This is a genomic window from Flavobacterium sp. HNIBRBA15423, assembly GCF_052655965.1.
In genome coordinates this window covers 3,126,240-3,147,734 of record NZ_CP199751.1, presented here as the reverse complement: position 1 = coordinate 3,147,734, position 21,495 = coordinate 3,126,240, and the positions used below count along the sequence as shown (strand labels likewise).

At 31.2% G+C, this 21,495-nt stretch carries 18 protein-coding genes, 2 tRNA genes and 1 pseudogene; 11 read left to right on the top strand and 10 right to left on the bottom strand.

Annotated features, from left to right (window positions below; all coding sequences use genetic code 11):
- Window positions 1–69: 69 nt before the first annotated feature.
- Window positions 70–1,773 (bottom strand): helix-turn-helix domain-containing protein, encoded by a 1,704-nt coding sequence (locus ACULEV_RS14230; RefSeq protein WP_445455705.1) that lies wholly within the window; start codon window positions 1,771–1,773, stop codon window positions 70–72.
- Window positions 1,774–2,396: 623 nt separating this feature from the next.
- On the opposite strand from ACULEV_RS14230, the gene ACULEV_RS14225 reads away from it, so the two are divergent.
- Window positions 2,397–3,857, top strand: a complete 1,461-nt coding sequence (locus ACULEV_RS14225) for a hypothetical protein (RefSeq protein WP_445455704.1) — start codon at window positions 2,397–2,399, stop codon at window positions 3,855–3,857.
- An 861-nt stretch (window positions 3,858–4,718) separates the two neighbouring features.
- Here the strand turns inward: ACULEV_RS14225 and ACULEV_RS14220 are convergent.
- Window positions 4,719–4,877, bottom strand: a complete 159-nt coding sequence (locus ACULEV_RS14220; protein WP_445455703.1) for a hypothetical protein — start codon at window positions 4,875–4,877, stop codon at window positions 4,719–4,721.
- A 246-nt stretch (window positions 4,878–5,123) separates the two neighbouring features.
- Window positions 5,124–5,312, bottom strand: coding sequence for a hypothetical protein (locus ACULEV_RS14215; RefSeq protein WP_445455702.1), 189 nt, complete (start codon window positions 5,310–5,312; stop codon window positions 5,124–5,126).
- Here ACULEV_RS14215 and ACULEV_RS14210 point away from each other — a divergent pair.
- The 5 genes from ACULEV_RS14210 to ACULEV_RS14190 all read left to right on the top strand — a co-directional run bounded on the left by ACULEV_RS14210 (window position 5,311) and on the right by ACULEV_RS14190 (window position 9,187).
- Window positions 5,311–5,634 carry a GIY-YIG nuclease family protein gene (locus ACULEV_RS14210; protein ID WP_445455701.1) on the top strand — a complete coding sequence of 108 codons (324 nt, stop codon included), beginning with the start codon at window positions 5,311–5,313 and terminating at the stop codon, window positions 5,632–5,634. The genes ACULEV_RS14215 and ACULEV_RS14210 overlap by 2 nt on opposite strands.
- A 518-nt stretch (window positions 5,635–6,152) precedes the next feature.
- Window positions 6,153–6,476: a GIY-YIG nuclease family protein gene (locus ACULEV_RS14205; protein ID WP_445455700.1), complete on the top strand. Its 324-nt coding sequence runs from the start codon at window positions 6,153–6,155 to the stop codon at window positions 6,474–6,476.
- A gap of 699 nt (window positions 6,477–7,175) precedes the next feature.
- Window positions 7,176–8,024: a hypothetical protein gene (locus ACULEV_RS14200; RefSeq protein ID WP_445455699.1), complete on the top strand. Its 849-nt coding sequence runs from the start codon at window positions 7,176–7,178 to the stop codon at window positions 8,022–8,024.
- A gap of 54 nt (window positions 8,025–8,078) precedes the next feature.
- Entirely contained in the window at window positions 8,079–8,555 is a 477-nt protein-coding gene (locus tag ACULEV_RS14195; protein WP_445455698.1) for a DinB family protein, read from the top strand.
- A gap of 89 nt (window positions 8,556–8,644) precedes the next feature.
- Entirely contained in the window at window positions 8,645–9,187 is a 543-nt protein-coding gene (locus ACULEV_RS14190) for an SRPBCC family protein (protein WP_445455697.1), read from the top strand.
- 119 nt (window positions 9,188–9,306) lie between these two features.
- On the opposite strand, the gene ACULEV_RS14185 is transcribed toward ACULEV_RS14190, so the two are convergent.
- Both ACULEV_RS14185 and ACULEV_RS14180 read right to left on the bottom strand, forming a co-directional pair.
- Window positions 9,307–9,450: a hypothetical protein gene (locus ACULEV_RS14185; protein ID WP_445455696.1), complete on the bottom strand. Its 144-nt coding sequence runs from the start codon at window positions 9,448–9,450 to the stop codon at window positions 9,307–9,309.
- 181 nt (window positions 9,451–9,631) lie between these two features.
- On the bottom strand, window positions 9,632–10,159 hold the full coding sequence (locus tag ACULEV_RS14180; protein ID WP_445455695.1) for an RNA methyltransferase: 528 nt from the start codon (window positions 10,157–10,159) through the stop codon (window positions 9,632–9,634).
- Window positions 10,160–10,438: 279 nt separating this feature from the next.
- Here ACULEV_RS14180 and ACULEV_RS14175 point away from each other — a divergent pair, with 279 nt between their 5' ends.
- From ACULEV_RS14175 to ACULEV_RS14155, 5 genes are all read left to right on the top strand, one after another.
- Window positions 10,439–11,731, top strand: coding sequence for an amidohydrolase family protein (locus tag ACULEV_RS14175; RefSeq protein ID WP_445455694.1), 1,293 nt, complete (start codon window positions 10,439–10,441; stop codon window positions 11,729–11,731).
- 217 nt (window positions 11,732–11,948) lie between these two features.
- Entirely contained in the window at window positions 11,949–14,516 is a 2,568-nt protein-coding gene (mutS, locus tag ACULEV_RS14170; protein WP_445458553.1) for a DNA mismatch repair protein MutS, read from the top strand.
- A gap of 101 nt (window positions 14,517–14,617) precedes the next feature.
- The gene (locus ACULEV_RS14165; RefSeq protein ID WP_445455693.1) at window positions 14,618–15,553 is read left to right on the top strand and encodes a LamG-like jellyroll fold domain-containing protein; all 936 of its coding nucleotides are present in this window, start codon (window positions 14,618–14,620) and stop codon (window positions 15,551–15,553) included.
- Window positions 15,554–15,884: 331 nt separating this feature from the next.
- A tRNA-Gly gene (locus tag ACULEV_RS14160) sits at window positions 15,885–15,957 on the top strand.
- A gap of 58 nt (window positions 15,958–16,015) precedes the next feature.
- Window positions 16,016–16,101 (top strand) — tRNA-Leu (locus ACULEV_RS14155).
- Window positions 16,102–16,693: 592 nt separating this feature from the next.
- On the opposite strand, the pseudogene ACULEV_RS14150 reads toward ACULEV_RS14155, so the two are convergent.
- From ACULEV_RS14150 to mobA, 5 genes and pseudogenes are all read right to left on the bottom strand, one after another.
- Window positions 16,694–17,629: pseudogene (locus ACULEV_RS14150) on the bottom strand (recombinase family protein); the annotation flags it as partial.
- A 68-nt stretch (window positions 17,630–17,697) separates the two neighbouring features.
- Window positions 17,698–17,856: a hypothetical protein gene (locus ACULEV_RS14145; protein ID WP_445455692.1), complete on the bottom strand. Its 159-nt coding sequence runs from the start codon at window positions 17,854–17,856 to the stop codon at window positions 17,698–17,700.
- Window positions 17,857–18,362: 506 nt separating this feature from the next.
- Complete coding sequence (locus tag ACULEV_RS14140) at window positions 18,363–18,674, bottom strand: DUF6922 domain-containing protein (RefSeq protein ID WP_445455691.1); 312 nt, start codon at window positions 18,672–18,674, stop codon at window positions 18,363–18,365.
- Window positions 18,675–18,724: 50 nt separating this feature from the next.
- Entirely contained in the window at window positions 18,725–19,414 is a 690-nt protein-coding gene (locus ACULEV_RS14135; protein WP_445455690.1) for a nucleotidyl transferase AbiEii/AbiGii toxin family protein, read from the bottom strand.
- Window positions 19,415–19,543: 129 nt separating this feature from the next.
- Window positions 19,544–19,981: a conjugal transfer protein MobA gene (gene mobA, locus ACULEV_RS14130; RefSeq protein WP_445458552.1), complete on the bottom strand. Its 438-nt coding sequence runs from the start codon at window positions 19,979–19,981 to the stop codon at window positions 19,544–19,546.
- Window positions 19,982–21,495: the final 1,514 nt, after the last annotated feature.

Sequence of the window (21,495 nt, the reverse complement as noted above, 5' to 3'; positions counted from 1 at the left end):
ATAAAATTGTTTTTTGTGTAACGAAATTCGGGAATTTTAATAATTTAAAAACATGTAATTATTTGATTTTTAGTTGTTTAATTTTTCTAATTCTTTTATGAAATAAAGAGGTTTAATTCCTGTCTTTTTAATAAAAGCGGTTGAAAAAGATTCGCTACTGTTAAAGCCAAACTCTTTAGTTAGAGCAATAATGGTATAGTTTCGAAGTTTTTTATCTAACTGTAATTGATTTATTGCATATTCTATTCTCAAATCATTTATATATTGTATAAAAGTCTTTTCTCTATATTTTTTTATAACTTTAGATAAATATTTATTGTTTGTTTCAAAACCTTCTGAAAGAGATTGTATGGTGATATTGTTTTGTAGGTAGTGCTTTTGTGATTCAAAATTGTTTAGTTTTTCTAAAATTTTATCCACAACTTCTTGAGCAATTCCAATATCAATATTTTGTTCAGTTAAAATTTTATTTTTATTACTTTCATTTGTTTTTGTTATTTTCGATTCAGAAATAATTTTTTCAAATCGTAACCTATATCGCCTTTTTTGTTTATATTGGAAAATTGCAAAGACGCTTAGACTTAAGGCTATTGTAGATACTATAACTAAACTCCAATAAAAATATTTTTTTTCTTTCTTTAAAGAGTATATAAGAGATTCTTTATCGTTGATTAAGTTAGGAACAGTATATTCATTTTGAATAGTTTTATAAACTTCTTTATAATTTTTTTGAAAGACGCTGTCGATAGACATAAATCTTGTAATGTATTTCAATTGATTTTCTTTATCTTTTTCAGCTTTATAAAATGAAATTAAATAATTGTAACCACTAGAAAATTCTGGTGTTAATTCTTTGTCTGCTAGATACATTGAATCAACTAAAAGAAAGTTTTTTACAGCTAATTCTTTATTGTTTAAGTCTGCATATATTTTTCCTAAATAATAATAGGCAGCTAAAGTATTGCCTTTGTTTTTATGTTTTATCATAATAGGTAAGGCTTTCTCTATACTATCGAGAGCAACTTTATAGTTCTGATTTAAAACTTGATTTGCACCTTCATTTAATATAAAAAGATACCTCATTTCTTCATCAGTTGAAAATTGGGATTCTATAATTCCAAGTTTATTGTAATATGTAGCAGAGTCGATGATCCTTTTAGCTTTGAAAGCATCTGCGATGTCAAATAAAATTTCTTTATAAAAATTATGGTATTTGGGATTTCGAGAACCTTTAGTTTTGTAAAAATTATAACATTCTTTGTAGAGTTGTAATGCTTCATCTATTTCTCCTAAATACTCAGATTTAATTACTCCAATATTTAGTTTTAATTCATATGAAAAATCTTCATTTTTATTTGTTTTATCAGCTAGAATATAATTATTTACAGCTTCTTTGAATTTTAATTGATTTTGTAGAATACCACCTATGTAATAATGTATCATGGGAATTACATTAGTGTCATTATTTTTTTTACTATATACTAGAGCTTTTTTAAAATAAGATAGCGATAAATTTTCATCATCATTATACACACTATACGCTAATAAGTAATAACCCCTTCCTTTTTCTAATTCATTTTTTTCTTTTTCCGCCTTTTTATAATATTGCTTAGCATATTCAATTTGATTGTTGTTTTCATCATAACCTTTAAAAAAACACACCCTTAATTCTTTATATGATAAATTTTCTAAATCATTTTGCTTGTTTTGAGCAATTATAAAAACGGGTATACATAAAAAGAGTACACTTTTGAATAAAGAATAATGTTTCATGTATGGTGAATTATTTAATAATGAATTAAATTAAAAGCATTAATAGGGGATTTGAAATGAACAAAACTATTAAAAACAATCACTAAAAAAAATAATAAATAATGAATTCCTGAATTTGTTATCAAAATTCCTGAATTTCGATATGCTTTGTTTGTGTAGATTAAAAAACTCCTCTAGTTTTGAAATCGAAATAAAGAATGATTGTAATTCTGCTAAAAGATATAATATGTTAGATTTAGATTTTATGTTTCAAATTGTTTTAATAATAACGATTCTAATCATCCTTTACTATTTGATTAGGTTATTTAAAAAAATATTAAAACTTTTAGATAAGTACGAATAAGAGAAGAAATAAGGAGAGCAATTACTGCTATTATGTTTTTCTTATAATATAGTTGGCCACTATGAAGGGATTGATTCAGCTGTTAGTAACCCATAAAAAAGACGAGCAAATAAAGAAATTGATAGAGTTTCTAAAATAAAACTATTAAACAAGAATAAAGAGAGAGTTGGCTTTTTTTTTGTTTTAAGAAAATTCCAACTATAAAAAAACAGCCATACTTAAATAAATGTTTTGTCGAACACAAGTATGACTGTAATTAATTTAATTAAATAACAAATTTATGAAAAATTTAATAAAGCTATTAATTTTGACCTTTATAATTTCGATTTTTACAAATTGTGAAAAGGAAGAAGTCTCTACTACAATAGAAAGCAATATCATTCCAAGTATTATTTCAAGTAAAATTTCTTTTACTGAACTAAATAACGAAATTAAAACACCACAGATTAAAGCAATTTTGCAAGGTGAATTATTTTATACCTTTAACAATGATTCTTTTTTAAGAACAAGTCAATCTGAGCCAACTTTTACTAAAATTCAGAAAAATGAGAGTTTAACTACTTATAGTTTATATCTAAATTCTTACTCTCAGCAAAAACCTTATTTTCTTAAACTCATTATTACCAAGAATACAAATGAATCAGAAAAAATAGGTTTTTTAAAGTATATTCCAACAACTCCTACAACAACATTAGATATAGCTCATTTTTCTGGTGAAGTTCAAATTTTAGATTTAAATTTTGAAATAACTGCAACATCAGAATACATTAATGGAGTGAAACAAAATAATGAAAGTAAAATAGAAAATGTCGCTAGAGGAAGATGTAGAGATATAATAAATATAGTAGAGGTTAAATGCAGTCATTCTGGAGAGCATGGTGTAGGAGAATCATGTGCTCCAGGTTATACAAACGATGCGCATTTTGAGATTTATGTTACTACCACTTGTAATGATCCTTCAGTGCCTGTTCAAATTATAGAAGACACAGGTAGTGCTAGTAATGGAACAGGAGGAGTTTATCCTGCCTCAATTTTTCTTAATCCTTTTCTTAATACATTAACACAAGAAGAATTAGTAGTTTATTATTCCAATCCTTCTATTCAAGAATATTTAGTAAATAATTTAATTGTAGTTCCAACCCCAAATTATAACCCTCAACTGGGTGGTGACCCTACAATGATAATTATTGAGCCACAGGCACAACAGTTTGTAGATGAATTAATGGATCTTTCAATAATTGGATTAAAAGATATTCAAATATCAACCCATAATCCAAATAATGAGCATATTATAGTAAATTCTTTATCAGATTTTAAAAATGAATTTATAAATAATCAGCAAAATTATGGTTCTTTTAATGAAACTATAAATTTACCATCTACTAATATTGATCACATAGGAACTTATGGTATTAAGATTAATTTTTTATATGGATTGAAAATTAATATTAAATTCGATGAAAATCCAGATGGCACTTATGATGTTGATGAAAACATTCTAAACATTCAAATGACAGGTCTCCACCCTGGTATAACGTGGGAAACTCTTGATGATTTAACTACTAAAGAAGTACTAAGTAATGGTAATATAAAAATTGTTATTTTTGGTAATCTTAATCACACTATTTATGTACCTCTACCTGGAACTAAAGATATTACATTCAACCAACAAATTAAAATTACATTAATATTTAATCCTCAATATGGAGAAATAGAGACTAGTTCTTGGATTTTTAACTAAAAAACTTAAAATTATGAAAGAAAGCAAAATTATTACTGAAAACTCAAACCTAGATTATTTTATAACTTTTCTGCCACTGATTATAAATACAATTATTTACATAATTATATTATATTTTGGTTTTAAATTTTATAAAAAACTTTCAAAATGTTTAGATAAATATTTAAACTCATAAATAAAAATGGTAAAAACAATTGAAGAGACAAGTTACGGGTTGATTATTTGGCAAATCCTATTAATCGTTATTCTTATATTGCTAGTTTATTTTGGATATATATTTTTTAAAAAAATAAACCTATATCTAAATCTTAAGATAAAATATTTAAAGCAAAAAATAGAGTCTAATGATTTAAGATAAAGAGAATAAATAATATAGTATCAAATCTTGGAGTTTGGTATTTAAATTCACAACTATTTATCTGCTATAGAACTAAATAAATAACTTAAATCCAAATAAATATGAAAGATGTTTTAATAATGATGTTACCTTCATTAGCTTTAATTGTTACACTTGTAATTATGATCGATTTGTATATTTTAATTCGAAAGTATTTAAAGCTAAAAATTGAAAAACTAAAAAATAATAATTTTTAGTATATCACAAACTATGTATCTTCATGAGTGGCTTTTATGTAAAAATGAGAGCCATTTTGTTTTTGGCATTTTAGCTTCATCCATGCTTCATCCTTACTCCATATCAAAGGTTAATCAAAGGTATGGATAGTGTATGGGAATAGTATGAAAAGGATATTTTATAAAAAACAAAATCAAAGCCATAACAGAAGCAATAGTTTTATAAGCCATACATACAAAAAGGGTTGCCCTATTATATGACAACCCTTTCGTCTTAAAGAATTTTATTTACAAAGTCGCTTTATGATTTGTAATAGCCAAAATGAAAGCATCCACTTCAATTAATTCTTTTTTAATGCGTTCTAAATCTAGTTCCTTTTGTAATAAAGCAACAGTTCTCCTGTCATCTTGACGAAGGAAAGATCCCACATCCATTTCCACAATCAAACACCCTCAAATTAATCAGAGTTTATTAATTATATGTTTAGCTACTTGTGAGTTCCCTCCTTCGTCGGCATGACAAGTTTATGGAAGTGGTTTGCGAATAAAATATGTCTAATTATTGTTTGTGATTAAAAAAGAGTATTAAAATAATATAGATTAAAAAATTTTCAACCACAATATTTTCACCCAATCTTGTCATCTTGACGAAGGAAAGATCCCACTCGAAACTCCACAAAGTATATCCTCAATCTATTTCCACAACCCAAATCTGCAATCAATCTCCCCAAACTTGTCATCTTGACGAAGGAAAGACCCCACTCGAAACTCCATAAAGTATATTCTCAATCCATTTCCACAACCTAAATCCACAATCAATCCCTCAAAATTACCTTCTAAATCAAAAACATTTTTTATTTTTATAAAACAATTTCTTTCCATGCAAAATTTAACAAACGGATACCATACTTATTATGTCTATATTTTAACCAACAAACATCGAACTACTTTTTGCATAGGAGTGACAAATAATTTAAAAATCCGTTTGCAACAACACATCGATTCTGTGAGTGAAAACACCCATTCCTTTGTATCAAGATATAAAACGGAATATCTAGTTTATTATGAAAAATACACTTGGATTCAAGAAGCAATAGCAAGAGAAAAAGAACTAAAAGGATGGAGAAGAGAAAAGAAATCAAGTCTTATACAATCATTTAATGAAAATTTTACCTTTTTAAATTATCAATTTTTGGAGAAATAAGAGATACACATAGTTTAACAAAAGCAGCTATTGAAGTAGATGTGAGTTCCCTCCTACGTCGGGATGACAAGTTTGAGGAAGTACTTTGCAGTTAAAAATAGTACACAAATTAAACCTATTTTATAGTTTTTTTACAAAACCATTTCCACAATCCAAATCCGCAATCAACCTCCCCAAACTTGTCATCTTGACGAAGGAAAGACCCCACTCGAAACTCCACAAGTATATCCTCAATCCATTTCCACAACCCAAATCCGCAATCAATCTCCCCAAATTTGTCATCTTGACGAAGGAAAGACCCCACTCGAAACTCCACAAAGTATATCCTCAATCTATTTCCACAACCCAAATCCGCAATCAATCTCCCCAAACTTGTCATCTTGACGAAGGAAAGACCCCACTCGAAACTCCATAAAGTATATTCTCAATCCATTTCCACAACCTAAATCCACAATCAATCCCCTAAATTACCTTCTAAATCAAAAACATTTTTTATTTTTATAAAACAATTTCTCTCCATGCAAAATTTAACAAACGGATACCATACTTATTATGTCTATATTTTAACCAACAAACACCGAACTACTTTTTACATTGGAGTGACAAATAATTTAAAAATTCGTTTGCAACAACATATTGATTCTGTACAGGAAAATACACACTCTTTTGTATCACGATATAAAACGGAATATCTAGTTTATTATGAAAAATACACTTGGATTCAAGAAGCAATAGCAAGAGAAAAACAACTAAAAGGATGGAGAAGAGAAAAGAAATTAAGTCTTATACAATCATTTAATGAAAATTTTACTTTTTTAAATCATCAATTTTTGGAGAAATAAGAGATGTACACAGATTTATAACAGGAGTTGAAGTAGATGTGAGTTCCCTCCTTTCGTCGGGATGACAAGTTTGAGGAAGTGCTTTGCAGTTAAAAATAGTACACAAATTAAACCTAATTTTATAGTTTTTTTACAAAACCATTTCCACAAACAATCCCCACAAGTTTGTCATCCCGACGTAGGAGGGAACCCACTCGAAACTCCCCAAACCACCTCCCCAATCTTGTCATCTTGACGAAGGAAAGACCCCACATCAATTTCCATAATCCAACACTTTCAAACTAGTTAAATCTCATTAGTTAGATTTTAGTTTCTTTTGAGTTCCCTCCTTCGTCGGCATGACAAGTTTGTGGATGTAGTTTGTGGATAAAATATGTTTAGTTATTGTTTGTGATTAAAAAAGAGCATCAAGATAACATAGATTACACAATATTCACACCCAATCTTGTCATCTTGACGAAGGAAAGATCCCACATCAACTTTCAATTTAAAATCTGCGAAATCTGCGTGCTATTTTATCCCAAACAAACAACCCAAAACGTGTCATCCTGAAAGAATCCCATTTTATATTACAATAAGATCTAGATTTCTTGTAAAATTTCTCCAAAAAAGTAAAAGTAACTTTGTACTTGGTAAGTTTTATCCTAAATTTACTCCATTACCCTAAGTGATATCACGTTAACTACAATATGAAACTTTATGAAATATGGATATGTTCGTTGTAACTGTTATATACAAGGAAAAACGGTTGCTCCCGCAAATGAAGAATTTATTTCGGTAACCGAAAAAAAGATTGATTGGGTTGTTCCAGAGCAGGAAAAGTATAAGGATATTAAAAAGTATTATTTACTAGGATCTGAATTTGCCGATTGGAGACTACTCGCTTGTGAACATCTAGATATGTATATGGCCAATATTTTTATTGGTACAAATGAAAAAATAAAGGCCTTTAAAATTACACTTGAAAAATTAGGAGGAAAAAATAACTACCCAGTTTTAGTCGAGCAACTAACACTTGAGAACAGTAATAAACTAGATGTCAGGTTGGCTCAAGGGCTACTCAAAGAAGTTGAAATACTACAAAGGAACACTACAGAAGAAGAAAAATACATGCTGCTTCAAAAGGGCTCAGTAGACATCCTTGCATCATTTCAGCCTGACACGCCCTTTATAATCCTTAACGCTATTCATGCCAAGGAGCATTTATGTTTAGGTGATCAAGGATTTTTTATAAATAAGCATTTTGAAAAAAGAGATGCAAAATTACAAATGGTAGTCTTAAGTAAGACAAAAGAAATGTTTAAATCAAGGCATTTCATACAAGAAACTTTACCACAAAATCAATATAAATTTACAGACTTATCCAATGGTAATTCCTTTGAAACCAAAGAGAAATTGATTTCAAAGAACAATGTACCAACGACTATAGAATTTGAGGTGATAAAAAAGAAAACAGTTGTTAATGAAGAGTATAAAGAAACGCTAAGCGCTTTAAAAACACTTGCAAAAGCATCCATTGAAACTGGGAATTCAATTTTTATGGAGTAATTTAACTACTTCTTTTTTGAAGGGAATAATTAACATTCAAAAACTTAAACGAAAATGGAAAATAAATTAATAATCAATTATGTTGAGCAATTAAAGACCAATTTAGAAGGAGATAATTGGTTAGACGAAAATTTCAAGAAAAAACTTGAAAAAATAAGCGAAGAAAATGCATTTATAAGACCTATTCCAGAAATTCATAGTATAGCAGAATTAGTTGCTCATATTTTAATTTGGCGTGTGGAAGGAATTAAAAAACTACAAGGCATAAAATCTAATGTAACTATGAATAGTCCTGAAAACTGGAGAACTAACGAGGAATTACAAAAAATAGGATGGGAAAAATTAAAAGCAGACTTGTTTAATAGTCAAATGGAACTAATAGAATTGCTTGAAAGCAAATCAGATGAGTATTTGGAAGAAAATAAGTATGCTTCAGAATATTCCTATAAATATTTGGTCGAAGGATTAATCCAACACGATATTTATCATTTAGGACAAATAGGAATTACCTTAAAGTTAATTAAAAAATAAAACTATCTACCCAACTGTAATAAGGCACTTCACTATCTCTTTAATAACACTATTTTTGATAAATAAATAAAATAATTTATAACAATAATATGAACACCATACTTACAATTTTAGTTATAGTATTAGGCATCATTGCCTTATTATTAATCCTTGCTCTTTTTATGAAAAAGAAGCATTATGTTAATCGAGAAATTATTATTCATGCACCTACGCAAGAAGTATTTGATTTTTTAAGACTACTCTCAAACCAAGAAAAGTTTAATAAATGGGCAAAAACCGATCCTGACAGGAAAATTGAAACGAGAGGAATAGATGGAACAATAGGCTATATTTATGCTTGGAGTGGAAACAAAAACGCTGGTGAAGGAGAAAAGGAAATTAAAAGCATTGTGGAAGGAGAAAGAATTGAAACTGAGATTCGTTTTGTAAAACCAATGAAGATTAGTAGTAGTGTAATTATGGAGACAAAATTTTTATCTGAAAATGAAACTAAGGTAAGTTTAATTAATGCTGGAACATTACCATATCCTTTAAATGTAATGATACCCATGTTTCAAAAGAATTTTGCAAAAGATATCGATGAGAGTCTATATACTCTGAAAAACATCCTTGAAAATAGGAACGATACATAAAAGACATTCACTAGAAACTTAGTTTAGTTGTGCCATCTTGTTTGATGAATACTTAAATTATAAAATGCAGTATCAAGGTCATTGATACTGCATTTTATAATTTAAGTTTTAAAGTTTGATTAATGTTTTCTCTGTTGTTTTTTAATAGTTTTTTCATCGATATCAAACTTATTTGTTCTCTGGTTTACATTTCCTGTCGGATTTGTTGGATTGGTCTGTTCTTTTGTTCTTTTAAACTTTTTTTTGTCTCTAATAATTCCCATAATAATTGTTTTTTAATGTTCAACCATAAGGTAAAAAATAAAAAGTAAAATGTTCTTAAAACTATCTTAAAACTAAAAAAAAGAATAGATATTACGCTCTATTTTAAACTGTTGCGACTACAATTAAATTTCCTCTTTCCTCTTTTCTCTTTTTTCTTTTCTCTTTTCTCTTTTCTCTTTTTTACTCCATCTTCTGAAACAAATCCCAAATTACAATTCCTGCACTTACAGAAATATTCAAAGAATGCTTGCTGCCTAGTTGCGGAATTTCAATTACACCCTCACTTAGGTTAATGGCTTCTTGAGAAACACCCTTTACTTCGTTGCCAAAAATCAAGGCATATTTTTCATTGGGTTTAACCCCAAAATCATTTAGCATAATAGCGTTTTCCGTTTGTTCAATCGAAAAAACAGCAACATTCTCTTCTTTCAATTTTTTAATAACTTCTAAGACATCTTTAGCATATTCCCAAGTTACTGTTTCTGTTGCACCAAGAGCCGTTTTGTGAATTTCTTTGTTAGGAGGAACAGCCGTAATACCACATAAATAGATTTTTTCAATCAAAAAAGCATCAGCAGTTCTAAAAACCGAACCAATATTATGCAAACTTCTAATGTCATCCAAAACAACAATAATAGGTGTTTTCTCAGCTTCTTTAAACTCTTCTTTATTTAAACGCTCTAATTCTACGTTGGCTAATTTTCTCATAGGGCAAAGATAAAATAATGTGTTAATAGGATAGTTTTATATAGTAGAAAATTTTGAAGTTTAATGTGTTTAATCGTTTAAAATGGTTTAAAGTTGTTGTTTGAAGAAATTAAAGAAACTTAAATCTGTAAACATATAAGTTCCGTAGGAACAACTCATATTGTAGCCACGTGATTTTAATCCGTTAGTGAAAAGGGTAAGAGCTTAATTAACAATAATTAACAAGTAAATAACAGCAATCCATATAGGAGTTTTTTATATTGCTCGAAATTTAATTTCATGAAGCAAATCCTATTTTTTTTAAGTTTAGTAGCTCTAAATGCCAGTGCTCAAAAACAAACAGTCGATTATGTAGTAAAAAATGTATCGGTTGTACCAATGAATAGTAATGTGGTTTTAAAAAATCAAGATGTATTGATTGCTGAGGGTAAAATTATCGCTATCAATAAAACTGGAAAAGTAAAAGTTCAAGCCAAACAAACCATAGAAGGGAAAGGAAAATTTATACTACCCACTTTAGCCGATGCACATGTACACTTACCAGAAAAGGAAGAAGAATTGGATAAGTTTTTTGCACTTAATTTGTTAAATGGGGTAACCAAATTACGTTCCATGCGCGGTATTTGGGAACATAAGAATTGGAAAGAAAAGTACAATTCAAAAGAAAGCTTAAATCCAAAATTATATTTATCCGCTCCACCCATAAGTAGAAATTACGATTTAACCGAACAACAAATTATAGAGTATGTAAAAGCAGCAAAAGAAAATGGTTTTGATATCATAAAAATGATGAGTATTAAAAACGAAGTTCTTTTCGTAAAATTTGATAGTGTTTGTAAAGCTTATGATATAAAAATCGCTGGTCATTTTATAAGCAACCCAAAAGGAGTTGTTATCCAAGATGAAATTATTTTTAAATCCAATTTTAATTCCATAGAACATTTAGGTGGTTTAATAGGAGAACCAGAAAAAAGAGAAGCAAGAATACAAGCAATTAAAGAAAATGACATTTATGTTTGCCCAACGCTTTTATGGTACCAAATTGCGTATGGTTTATTTGATGCAGAAACCATTACAAAAATTCCTGGTATGGAATTCTATGACCAGAAAACCAAAGAAGAATGGTTAGAGAAAACGAAATTATACCGAGATAAAACTGGAAGCAAAGCTATCGAAGAAGAACTTGCTTTTTATGGAAAAGAAATGGAAGAACGATTGCGAGTTTTAAAGCAACTAGAAACGGAAGGGATACAATTATTATTGAGTCCAGATAGTAGCTCAAAATACACCATTCCTGGTTTTAGTATGCTTACAGAAATGCAATTGTATAAAAAAGCGGGACTTTCAAATTTTACCATTTTACAAGCAGCCACTGTAAATTTTGCCAACTATTTTAAGGAAATTACTTATGGCACCATTGAGAAAGACAAAACTGCCGATTTTATTTTAGTAAACGAAAATCCATTGGAAAACCTAGAAACATTAGGAAATATACAAGGAGTTTTTTACAACAATCAATTTTTAAATCAATCCGATTTAGAAGAATTAGCGAAAAAGTATATAGCTAATTAATTTTTGTGGAACACAAATTTAAGAAGTTAAAGAAACTTTAATTCTGTGTTCCAATATTATTTCATTAGGAACTTTTGATTTTTAAAATAGTCTTAATACTTAATACTCACATCTTAATACTTTCATCAGAAATTATTACCTTCGCAAACACTTCTTAAAACAACAAATTGTGGCTAAAAAAACAGCAGAAACCAAAGAGAAAAAGGAAACTCCTTTAATGAAGCAATACAATGAAATCAAACGAAAATATCCTGATGCTTGTTTGCTATTTCGTGTAGGTGATTTTTATGAAACTTTTGGAGAAGATGCGGTTCGAGCTGCTGGAATTTTAGGAATTACCTTAACCAAAAGAGGTGCTGGTTCTGATAGTGAGACGGCTTTGGCTGGTTTTCCACATCATTCGTTAAATACATATTTGCCAAAACTAGTTAAAGCAGGTCTGCGAGTAGCCATTTGCGATCAATTAGAAGATCCTAAAATGACTAAAACCATTGTGAAACGAGGTGTAACAGAATTAGTAACACCTGGTGTTTCAATGAACGATGAGGTTTTGAGTTCAAAATCAAATAATTTTTTGGCATCCGTTCATTTTGGCAAGAAAACCTTAGGAGTTGCTTTTTTGGATGTTTCAACAGGCGAATTTTTAACTGCTCAAGGAAACGAAGAATATATCGATAAGTTGCTACAAAATTTCAGTCCGAGTGAAGTTTTAGTGCCTAAACAGAATAAAAATCAGTTTCGAGAAGTCTTTGGTGAAGATTTTCATGTGTTTTTTCTAGAAGATTGGGTGTATAAAGAAGATTATGCGGTGGAAACCTTAACCAAACATTTTCAAACCAATTCGCTAAAAGGTTTTGGTATTGAAGAATTACAAGAAGGAATCATTGCTTCGGGTGCAGTTTTGTATTATTTATCGGAAACCCAACATAACAAAATCCAACACATCACAAATATCCAACGTATTGCCGAAGATGCTTATGTGTGGATGGATCGTTTTACCATTCGAAATTTAGAATTATATCATTCTACCAATGTAAATGCAGTAACCCTTTTAGATGTTATTGATAAAACCTTGTCACCAATGGGCTCGCGTTTATTGAAACGTTGGTTGGCATTACCCTTAAAAGAAGCTTCTAAAATAAAAGCGCGTCATGAAGTGGTTGCTTATTTGAAAGAAAATCAGGAAATATTACAAAAAATACAATATCAAATCAAACAGATTTCAGATTTAGAACGTTTGATTTCCAAAGTTGCCACAGGAAAAGTCTCTCCTAGAGAAGTAACCTATTTAAACGATTCTTTGAATGCTATTATTCCTATAAAAGAATTGGCTTTGCAAAGTAAAAATGAAGCTTTAAAAGTAATTGGAGATAGTTTGCATGCCTGCGAATTGCTCCGCGAAAAGATAAAAACCACATTAAATCAAGATGCTCCAGTTCATGTAAACAAAGGAAATGCGATTGCAACTGGTGTAAATGCAGAGTTGGACGAATTAAGAGCAATTTCTTCAAAAGGGAAAGGCTATTTAGATGATTTAGAAGTACGCGAAAGCGAAAAAACAGGTATTTCTTCTTTAAAAGTGTCCTTTAATAATGTATTTGGTTATTATATTGAAGTAAGAAATACACATAAAGACAAAGTACCAGCCGATTGGATTCGAAAACAAACCCTAGTAAATGCAGAGCGCTATATTACAGAAGAATTAAAAGAATACGAGACTAAAATTTTAGGAGCAGAAGATAAAATCCAACAATTAGAAAATCAGTTATTTGAACAATTGGTCAATTGGATGGCAACCTATATTAAACCAGTACAGCATAATGCCAATTTAATAGCGCAATTAGACTGTTTGAATTCGTTTACCCAATTAGCCATTGAAAATAAATACGTTCAACCCGTTTTAGATGATAGTTTTGATCTAGAAATTAAAGAAGGACGTCATCCTGTAATTGAAAAACAATTGCCAGTAGGAGTACCTTATATTTCAAATGATGTTTTTTTAGACAATGAAGCGCAACAAATCATTATGATTACTGGTCCAAACATGTCAGGTAAATCGGCTATATTGAGACAAACTGCTTTGATAGTGCTTTTAGCGCAAATGGGAAGTTTTGTTCCTGCTGAAGCTGTTAGAATGGGCATAGTGGATAAAATTTTTACTAGAGTAGGAGCGAGTGACAATATTTCCATGGGAGAATCTACTTTTATGGTCGAAATGAACGAAACGGCTTCTATTTTGAATAATATTTCCAATAGAAGTTTGGTGTTGTTAGATGAAATAGGAAGAGGAACTTCTACTTATGATGGAATTTCAATTGCTTGGGCTATTTCAGAATATTTGCATGAACATCCAAACAAGCCTAAGACACTTTTTGCTACACATTATCACGAATTAAATGAAATGGAAGCTATTTTTGATAGAATCCAAAATTACAATGTTTCCGTAAAAGAATTAAAAGATACCGTTTTATTCATTCGCAAGTTAGTAAAAGGAGGAAGTGCACATAGTTTTGGTATTCATGTAGCTAAAATGGCTGGAATGCCTCAAATCGTAATTCAAAAAGCAGAAAAACTATTAAAAAAGTTAGAAAAAGACCATTCTAGTGATGCTTTGAACGGAATTAAAAATGAGAAGGAAGAAATGCAATTGAGTATTTTTAATTTAGATGACCCTTTATTAGAGGAGATAAAAGAGGAAATCATGAACATAGACATTAATACCTTAACACCTGTGGAGGCTTTGATGAAATTAAATGAGATTAAAAGAATGCTAACAAAGAAATAGTTTCTGTTTTAACAAAATACATGAATATATTTTAGTTTTTTAAATAAATGTTTGAGTAAAATTGGTTATTTTTGATTTTTTATAATCAAAAATGTATATTTATGAAACAATTTTACTTACTTATTTTAGTAGTTAGTGCTCCTATTTATGCACAACTTCCTTCTTATGTTCCGTCAAATGGATTGGTTTCTTGGTGGCAATTTAGTGGTGATGCTCAAGATCAAAGTCCTAATGGGAATCATTTAACCGTAAGCAATGCAACGCTTACCACAGATAGATTTGATGATTCTAATGCAGCCTATCTTTTTAATGGTACTTCTAGTTATTTAACTAATTCCACCATTAGTCATACTTTTTCTCAAACAGGTAGTTTTTCTATATCCATTTGGTTGAAAAAAAGTACTAGTAATGATGATGTAGCCATAATGAGTGGTTCTGCTACTAGTAATAATTTTATTTGGCTTATTCAAACTGGTTCATCTGTTAGTATGTTTGGTACTAATAAGCAAGGTGCTTCTTGGTTTTGGATTAATGGACCTACTTTTGTTTTAAATGACTGGGAGCATTTTGTAGGGGTTTATTCCAATGGAGTAATGAAATTTTATAAAAACGCAATCTTAGTAGGAACAACGACAAATACACATACTAGTGTGAGTCAAGCTTCACTTCCTATATGGATTGGAAGAGCTATTGGTGGAGGTTATTTTAATGGAAGTATTGATGATGTAGGAATTTGGGATAGAGAATTAACGGATACAGAAATTGATCAACTGTTTCAAGGTACTTTAACCACTACTAGTTTTTCTTCTCCATTAGCAAATGTATATCCAAATCCTTCTTCCGCTATGCTAAATATTGATTTGCCAATAGAGAAAATGGGAACAAGTTTTACTATTTTTGATGGATTAAGCAGAAAAGTATATACTGATAAAGTACAGGATGTTAATTTGAAAATAGATATTTCAAATTTTGAAAAAGGAGTGTATTTTTTGAAAATGAATGAAGAACCAACTACCATTAAATTTTTAAAAGAATAGTTTGAATGGATTTTAAGAATCTCATAAATAAAAGAAAAGTTATTTATGAGATTTTTTTTGATTTTCATATAGCTATATTAAGAAGTTTCTATTATTTGATGGTAGATTGATGAAAAGTAATATTCAATTTTGATGTTAATGAAAGTTTTACTAAAATTAAAAGAAAGATAACAAAAAAAATAAAAAAATAATTAATTCGTTATCAAATGGTTATAAAATTCTTTCATTTTTTTTACTAAAAGTCCTTGCAAAATCTAAAATATGTTTTATATTTGCACTCGCAATACGGAACAATAGGTTGTTGTTGCAAAGTTCTTAAAAAGACGCAAACGCGAAAATAGCTCAGCTGGTAGAGCGCGACCTTGCCAAGGTCGAGGTCGCGGGTTCGAGCCCCGTTTTTCGCTCTACTACCTGTAAAGATATAATGGATTTAGAAATTATCTAATGACATTTACGGTATTTGCTCGAGTGGTGGAATTGGTAGACACGCTGGACTTAAAATCCAGTGAACAGTAATGTTCGTGCGGGTTCAAGTCCCGCCTTGAGTACTAGACAGGAAAAGTGATCGAAATGATTGCTTTTCCTGTTTTTATTTTTATGTAAATCGTTGTTTATCTGGAAGATATATCGAGCAATTGAGTTCATTCGAGTGGTTCGATAACTTTTTCCATCAAACTCTAGTTTTTCAGGGAATATCGAACCGATAATATTTCTTTTTGTTTGAATCCCTCCCTCTTGGTAGAGTCTGCCTAAGTTTGTAATACTTTGAAGTGCTTTTTCAACTAATTTGTTAATATCAACAATTTTGTCGGGAGAATGATTTTTATTGAGTTGTTCCTCTAATTTTTCAATCTGTTCTTTAGTCGTTTTTTTGATTTCAATATAATCGTCATCATCAATAATTTCAGAAAGCAATTTATTCCTTGCAATAGACAATTTAGCATTTAACCCGTCAATCTCATCTGAAATATGTTTCCTTTGATCAATAGGGTTCTTTATAAAAGTCTTATAATTATCCAAAAATATCTTTTTAAGATACTTTTCCATGGTTGAATTAATATCCAATAGTTTTAATCCTTCTTCAAAAATTTCATTGGCAACCTCAGCTTTTTGACGGAAACCACATGAGGTGATACAATGGTAATAGTAATAATAATTTGTTCGTCCTTTGGAGGCACTTCCTGTTAAATTACGCCTACATTTAGGACAGGTCAAAAATCCTCTTAGAGGTAAATTAACATCAGATAAGACCTTGGTATTTGGACGTTCCGTTCTTCTATTTCCATCAAGGGTATGTTGTACTTTGCTAAATAATTCCTCTGTTATTATTGCCTGGTGAACACCCTGAACAAAATATGCATGTTCGTCTTTATGTTTTTCAATGAAGATTTTTCCACAATATACCGGATTTCGGATAGCCACATGAAAGGCACTTTTACTCAGTTTTTTTATAGCGTTCCTGTTCATCTGTTTCCGTATTTGATCAGCTGCAAGCACACCTTTTGCGATTTCATGAAAAGCCCATTTTATATTAGAGGCTTCGGGTTCTTTGATTGCTACATATTTTTTCCCATCTTCCTTGCTTCTATTTATATATCCATATGGAGCCATCCCCATTATTCGACCTTCTTTTCTAGCACGGCGCATCCCGTAAAATACATTGAGAGCTCTACGGTCGTTTTCCACTTCAGGAGCGGCTAAATATATCGCAAGCATCATTTTATTTTCTGGAATGGATAAATCCAAGGGCTGTTCTACGGCTTGAGGCTCAATACCTAGTTTAGTGAGGGTGCTTATCATTTGATAGGCATCACCAGCATTACGACTAAAACGGTCCCATTTGGTAAAGAGAACAAGGTTGGTTTTTGATCCTCTTTTTTTTAGATTGTTCATTAATCGTATCCATTCCGGTCGATTGAAAGATTTAGCGGAATGGTCTTCATAGATAGTTTGACCTATTACGATGTTATTGGTCAGACAAAAGCGTCTTAATCTTTCTTCCTGGTCTCTTTGGGAATATCCTTTGTCAGCCTGTTCATCGGTAGACACTCGTATATATAAATCGGCAACTTTCATGGTTAAATACTTTTAAAAGGTAAGGTGGAACAAATCTTTCGTAGAAAGGAACTAAGATACGAAATAAACTACTCAATATCAAAGTATTCTTGTATGATAATCATTGTAAGGCTATATAAGAAAGTCATGATTTGTTCAACCTCTTCTCTCTCCAAGTCCATTCCCTCTTCCTTAAAATAAGCCATTGCTTCTTCAATAGGTATTTCTTTTAATTCTCCCTTCTTCATTGTCCATTTTATATTGGCTCTCCAAAATAGTATAGGGAGACAGGATAATGGATAAGATGACAATAAAGGGTATTATTTGTCCTTGGATGTCCTAATGATTTTACATAAAAAAATCAATATATTGAATATCCAAAATGCTGACATCATTACTTCCTAGGGCAATTCGGGCTGTATGTTCTTCTAATGAAGGCTCAATGTGAACTTCATTGGGCGATTTTAACGAAGACCCTAATCGTTATTCTTTTGTTAGGTATCATTGTCAGTATTGTTTCAAGAAACCAGCAATATTGTTGAAGCAATACCTATTAAAATGGTTTTTGTATTATTTGTATTTTAACTTTTGCTGAAATAATTATAAGGTTTCATATAAAATTTGATAGAAAAAGCAACAAGAGTTTTATAGTAATCAATGATTTAGGATGTACTGGTTTCTTTTTCTTGCAGGATGCCTGTGGCACAAGGGAACAGATGTAAAAAGAACCGCCTGTTTAAGGCGGCTTTATTGCTTATATCCAATGATAAGGCTTGTCCTTTCTATTGAGGTAGCAGTACATTTCTTCCTTTTTGAGTTCAGGGAAGAATTTCAAAGCCTCTTCAATCGCATAATTGGGAAGAAAATAGATTTCATCACGGATAGCTGTAATCACTTTTTTATAACTATAATAACGGACAATCTCATCAATTTCCTGTTGACCGCCACGTTCTACTATACGACCGATTACCATTTTATAAGCTCCTTCCCAATCAATCTCATCAAACCTGAAATCCCAAAAGAACTTGGGATGTAAGTTTGGTATATGTTTGACTGATGTTTTCATGATTTTTTATTGTAAGAGGACAGTATCAAATTTACGTATTTTTATGTAATCTACCTACGAAACCCTCTCTTTTTCTTGATATTAACCGGTAATATTTTCCCTTCATTTGTGAATTTTTGCAAAGGCTTTTTCGTAGCCATCTCCAAACGTTTTTGGATATGCTTCCAATCCTGTTGTTTTTCTTTTAACATATCAACACCATCAAAGGTGGTAATCTTATCATAGGTATTCAGGCCTATGGATGCCCAATATGGATCTTTATTGTATTTTCTTTGACACGCTTCAAGAAAGAATTTTAATGGCTGGTGTTCCAATAAGAAGTACATATCAACAAAATCCTTATATCGCTCACCGCTTTGATGGATGGCATGGAGTTTCATCGCCCCGATATCTTCAATGGAAATCATTCGGATGTTATCCACTTTTTCGATAGAATTAAGCAAAGGATATTTATGAGAGACAATATCAACCTTTATATTATTTATAAAGGTAAGTACCGTATTGTTGTACAGCTTACTCTCCTTTTCTTTTGCTCCGTAGGCGTTTTGAAGATATTTCAGCATCATCTTCGAATCAAACTCCTTTGTGGTAAACAGGTCAATATCTACTGATAGCCTGTGTCCTAGCTTTAGTGCCAGTGCCGTACCCCCGACCAGAACATGGTCTTTCAACATTTCATCTTTCATAAGCTTTTGGAGCAGTTCCCACATCTCTGTACTGACTGTTTCTTTGTGTAACATAATTTTTCACTTTTCAGGAAGTTAATCCTGAAAGTGCAGTGCGTTCACAGAGTGGCTTTTGGTGGCGGTGTTTGGCTTTATCTGTCGTTTTAGTACAAATTGTTCCCTCTTCCTATTTTTGCCACCATTTCAACCCTCCTTTTTCAAATATTTTGATTCAAATTCCTTTGTTAACTGTATTATCTTTTGGCATAGTACCGCCATTTCTGCTGTTTGTTTTTCCAGTTTATAGAGATAGGCTGCTGCTTTTTTTTCTGAAAAATTGACGTACAACAGTTTTACAATCTGGTTATAGTTCACTCCAACGGAGCGAAACTGGCCGTACAATGTGGTGAGCCGCATATAATAATCCAGAGCTGCTTTGTCGATTTTGACCATTTTAATCTCCTTTCCAAAGAGTACTGAAATGATAAATTTTGCTTTATTGGTCATTCCCGATGCTTCAAAGAGTGCCAATAGTTTGGCATTTTCCCCGTCCGTGAGGCGAAAAACATGGCGGTGGATGCTCGGGTCACTTTTGGGTGCCCGTCCTCCTTTATTGCGTTTTTTGCTATTGTTTCCGTTCATCATTCATCCATTTTTAATTTCCACAAAAACCCTGACTTCGGAAGGTGTTTTCTGCTCCCAGCAAGGGCAAGTTGTTTTGGGGCACGAACTCAGTTTCGAGTGCCTCAAAACACAACTTGCCTGTGTTCCAATGAACACAAAAATCCGCTCTTTCAGGCGGATTAAATATAGCAGGGAAAAACAGCTTCGAGCTGTTTCCTTTTTTACCAGATAAGTCCGTGTGCTTTTGCATAAATCCGTTTATAAAAACCATAATACAAAGTAAAACCTTGTTTTTCAAAGCGTGGTAATGTAGCACAGAGCCATAAAGTGCCAATAACCTCCAATGAGTACCTTCTTAAAATAAACCTGTACATATCTATATTCCTTTGTCTCTGAAAGCAGATGTATGCAGGTAGGGACATTGATATGTAGTTCGGTAAATATCTATTTAGGGATTGGTTTATATACTGATGTGCAAACGTAATTGAGTGGATATTTCACTAGGCATAGCATTATCGGAATAGGTATTGGCATATCGAGGTAGTTAATTAAGGAAATACAGATGTAATCAAGTTTGCAGTTCGATATGCAGGTATAGGGATAGATAAGCACCTGATTGATTGGTCACATAGATAAAAAAGTATAAACAATTAAAAACAGTAAAAAATGAAAACTAGTGATCTGGCAATGGTCGTGGAATCAGAACTAACCAAGCGGCGTTCTTTTGCTTCTTTTCTTTGGTCGCAAATGTGGAAAGAAAAGAAGTCCGTCCAAAAACAAAGAGTAGGATAATGAATATCCTACCAAAAATGTTGTAACCTGTTTGATAAAATGAAACTATGGAAATTGTGGAGCGGTATATTTTGTCAAAGTGGTTGTACCGATTTGATGCAAAAAGACTGTCCCGACCATCGGGAGGGTCTGTCATTTTGCCACCCGATTTTTCGGGTCAGGCAACTTTATGAGATGGGTAGGGAAGTCCTTTAGATTATGGAAAAATCCCCTGTATGGGGTCATACCATTATGAAAGCTGTTTTTGGGCTCTCCAATAGGAGCAGTCGAAAAAGGCGGTACTCTATGCGCTCTTCTTGTTTGTTATTGTAATCGTCTGTTCTATGGCGTTATGCGTACTTCCGCATCCGCTGTCAGTCTTCCTGTGATGTTCATGATTTTTGATTTTTAAGTGATTCAACTTTTTTTTATTTTTATTTGGCAATGAGAGGTGGTGCTGTTTCGCTTCACTTTATTAAGAATTCCAATATTTATATTTTTCATTTCTGACATTTTTTTTATTCGTTTAAAGAGCCGGAGTATGCTTTGTTTCGTTTCAGGAGCATAAAAAGGTTCGTGTTTAGCAGGTACAAGGTTTTGACAAAAAAATACGACCTGGATAGGTGGAGATTTTTTTGCAAACCCGAAGGGCTTGACCTTGTGCCTGCGTTAAGAACACGTAAATACCTTTGCTCTTGAAATGGAACAAAACAGCATACTGGTTCTTGGATAAAAAAACAAAAGGGAAGCAATGAAGATGT

Bases quoted from the DNA above. Each gene is read 5' to 3' on its own strand.
- ACULEV_RS14230 (WP_445455705.1), bottom strand. From the start codon at position 1,773: ATGAAACATTATTCTTTATTCAAAAGTGTACTCTTTTTATGTATACCC.
- ACULEV_RS14225 (WP_445455704.1), top strand. From the start codon at position 2,397: ATGAAAAATTTAATAAAGCTATTAATTTTGACCTTTATAATTTCGATT.
- ACULEV_RS14210 (WP_445455701.1), top strand. From the start codon at position 5,311: ATGCAAAATTTAACAAACGGATACCATACTTATTATGTCTATATTTTA.
- ACULEV_RS14215 (WP_445455702.1), bottom strand. From the start codon at position 5,312: ATGGAAAGAAATTGTTTTATAAAAATAAAAAATGTTTTTGATTTAGAA.
- ACULEV_RS14205 (WP_445455700.1), top strand. From the start codon at position 6,153: ATGCAAAATTTAACAAACGGATACCATACTTATTATGTCTATATTTTA.
- ACULEV_RS14200 (WP_445455699.1), top strand. From the start codon at position 7,176: ATGAAATATGGATATGTTCGTTGTAACTGTTATATACAAGGAAAAACG.
- ACULEV_RS14195 (WP_445455698.1), top strand. From the start codon at position 8,079: ATGGAAAATAAATTAATAATCAATTATGTTGAGCAATTAAAGACCAAT.
- ACULEV_RS14190 (WP_445455697.1), top strand. From the start codon at position 8,645: ATGAACACCATACTTACAATTTTAGTTATAGTATTAGGCATCATTGCC.
- ACULEV_RS14185 (WP_445455696.1), bottom strand. From the start codon at position 9,450: ATGGGAATTATTAGAGACAAAAAAAAGTTTAAAAGAACAAAAGAACAG.
- ACULEV_RS14180 (WP_445455695.1), bottom strand. From the start codon at position 10,159: ATGAGAAAATTAGCCAACGTAGAATTAGAGCGTTTAAATAAAGAAGAG.
- ACULEV_RS14175 (WP_445455694.1), top strand. From the start codon at position 10,439: ATGAAGCAAATCCTATTTTTTTTAAGTTTAGTAGCTCTAAATGCCAGT.
- mutS (WP_445458553.1), top strand. From the start codon at position 11,949: ATGAAGCAATACAATGAAATCAAACGAAAATATCCTGATGCTTGTTTG.
- ACULEV_RS14165 (WP_445455693.1), top strand. From the start codon at position 14,618: ATGAAACAATTTTACTTACTTATTTTAGTAGTTAGTGCTCCTATTTAT.
- ACULEV_RS14145 (WP_445455692.1), bottom strand. From the start codon at position 17,856: ATGAAGAAGGGAGAATTAAAAGAAATACCTATTGAAGAAGCAATGGCT.
- ACULEV_RS14140 (WP_445455691.1), bottom strand. From the start codon at position 18,674: ATGAAAACATCAGTCAAACATATACCAAACTTACATCCCAAGTTCTTT.
- ACULEV_RS14135 (WP_445455690.1), bottom strand. From the start codon at position 19,414: ATGTTACACAAAGAAACAGTCAGTACAGAGATGTGGGAACTGCTCCAA.
- mobA (WP_445458552.1), bottom strand. From the start codon at position 19,981: ATGAACGGAAACAATAGCAAAAAACGCAATAAAGGAGGACGGGCACCC.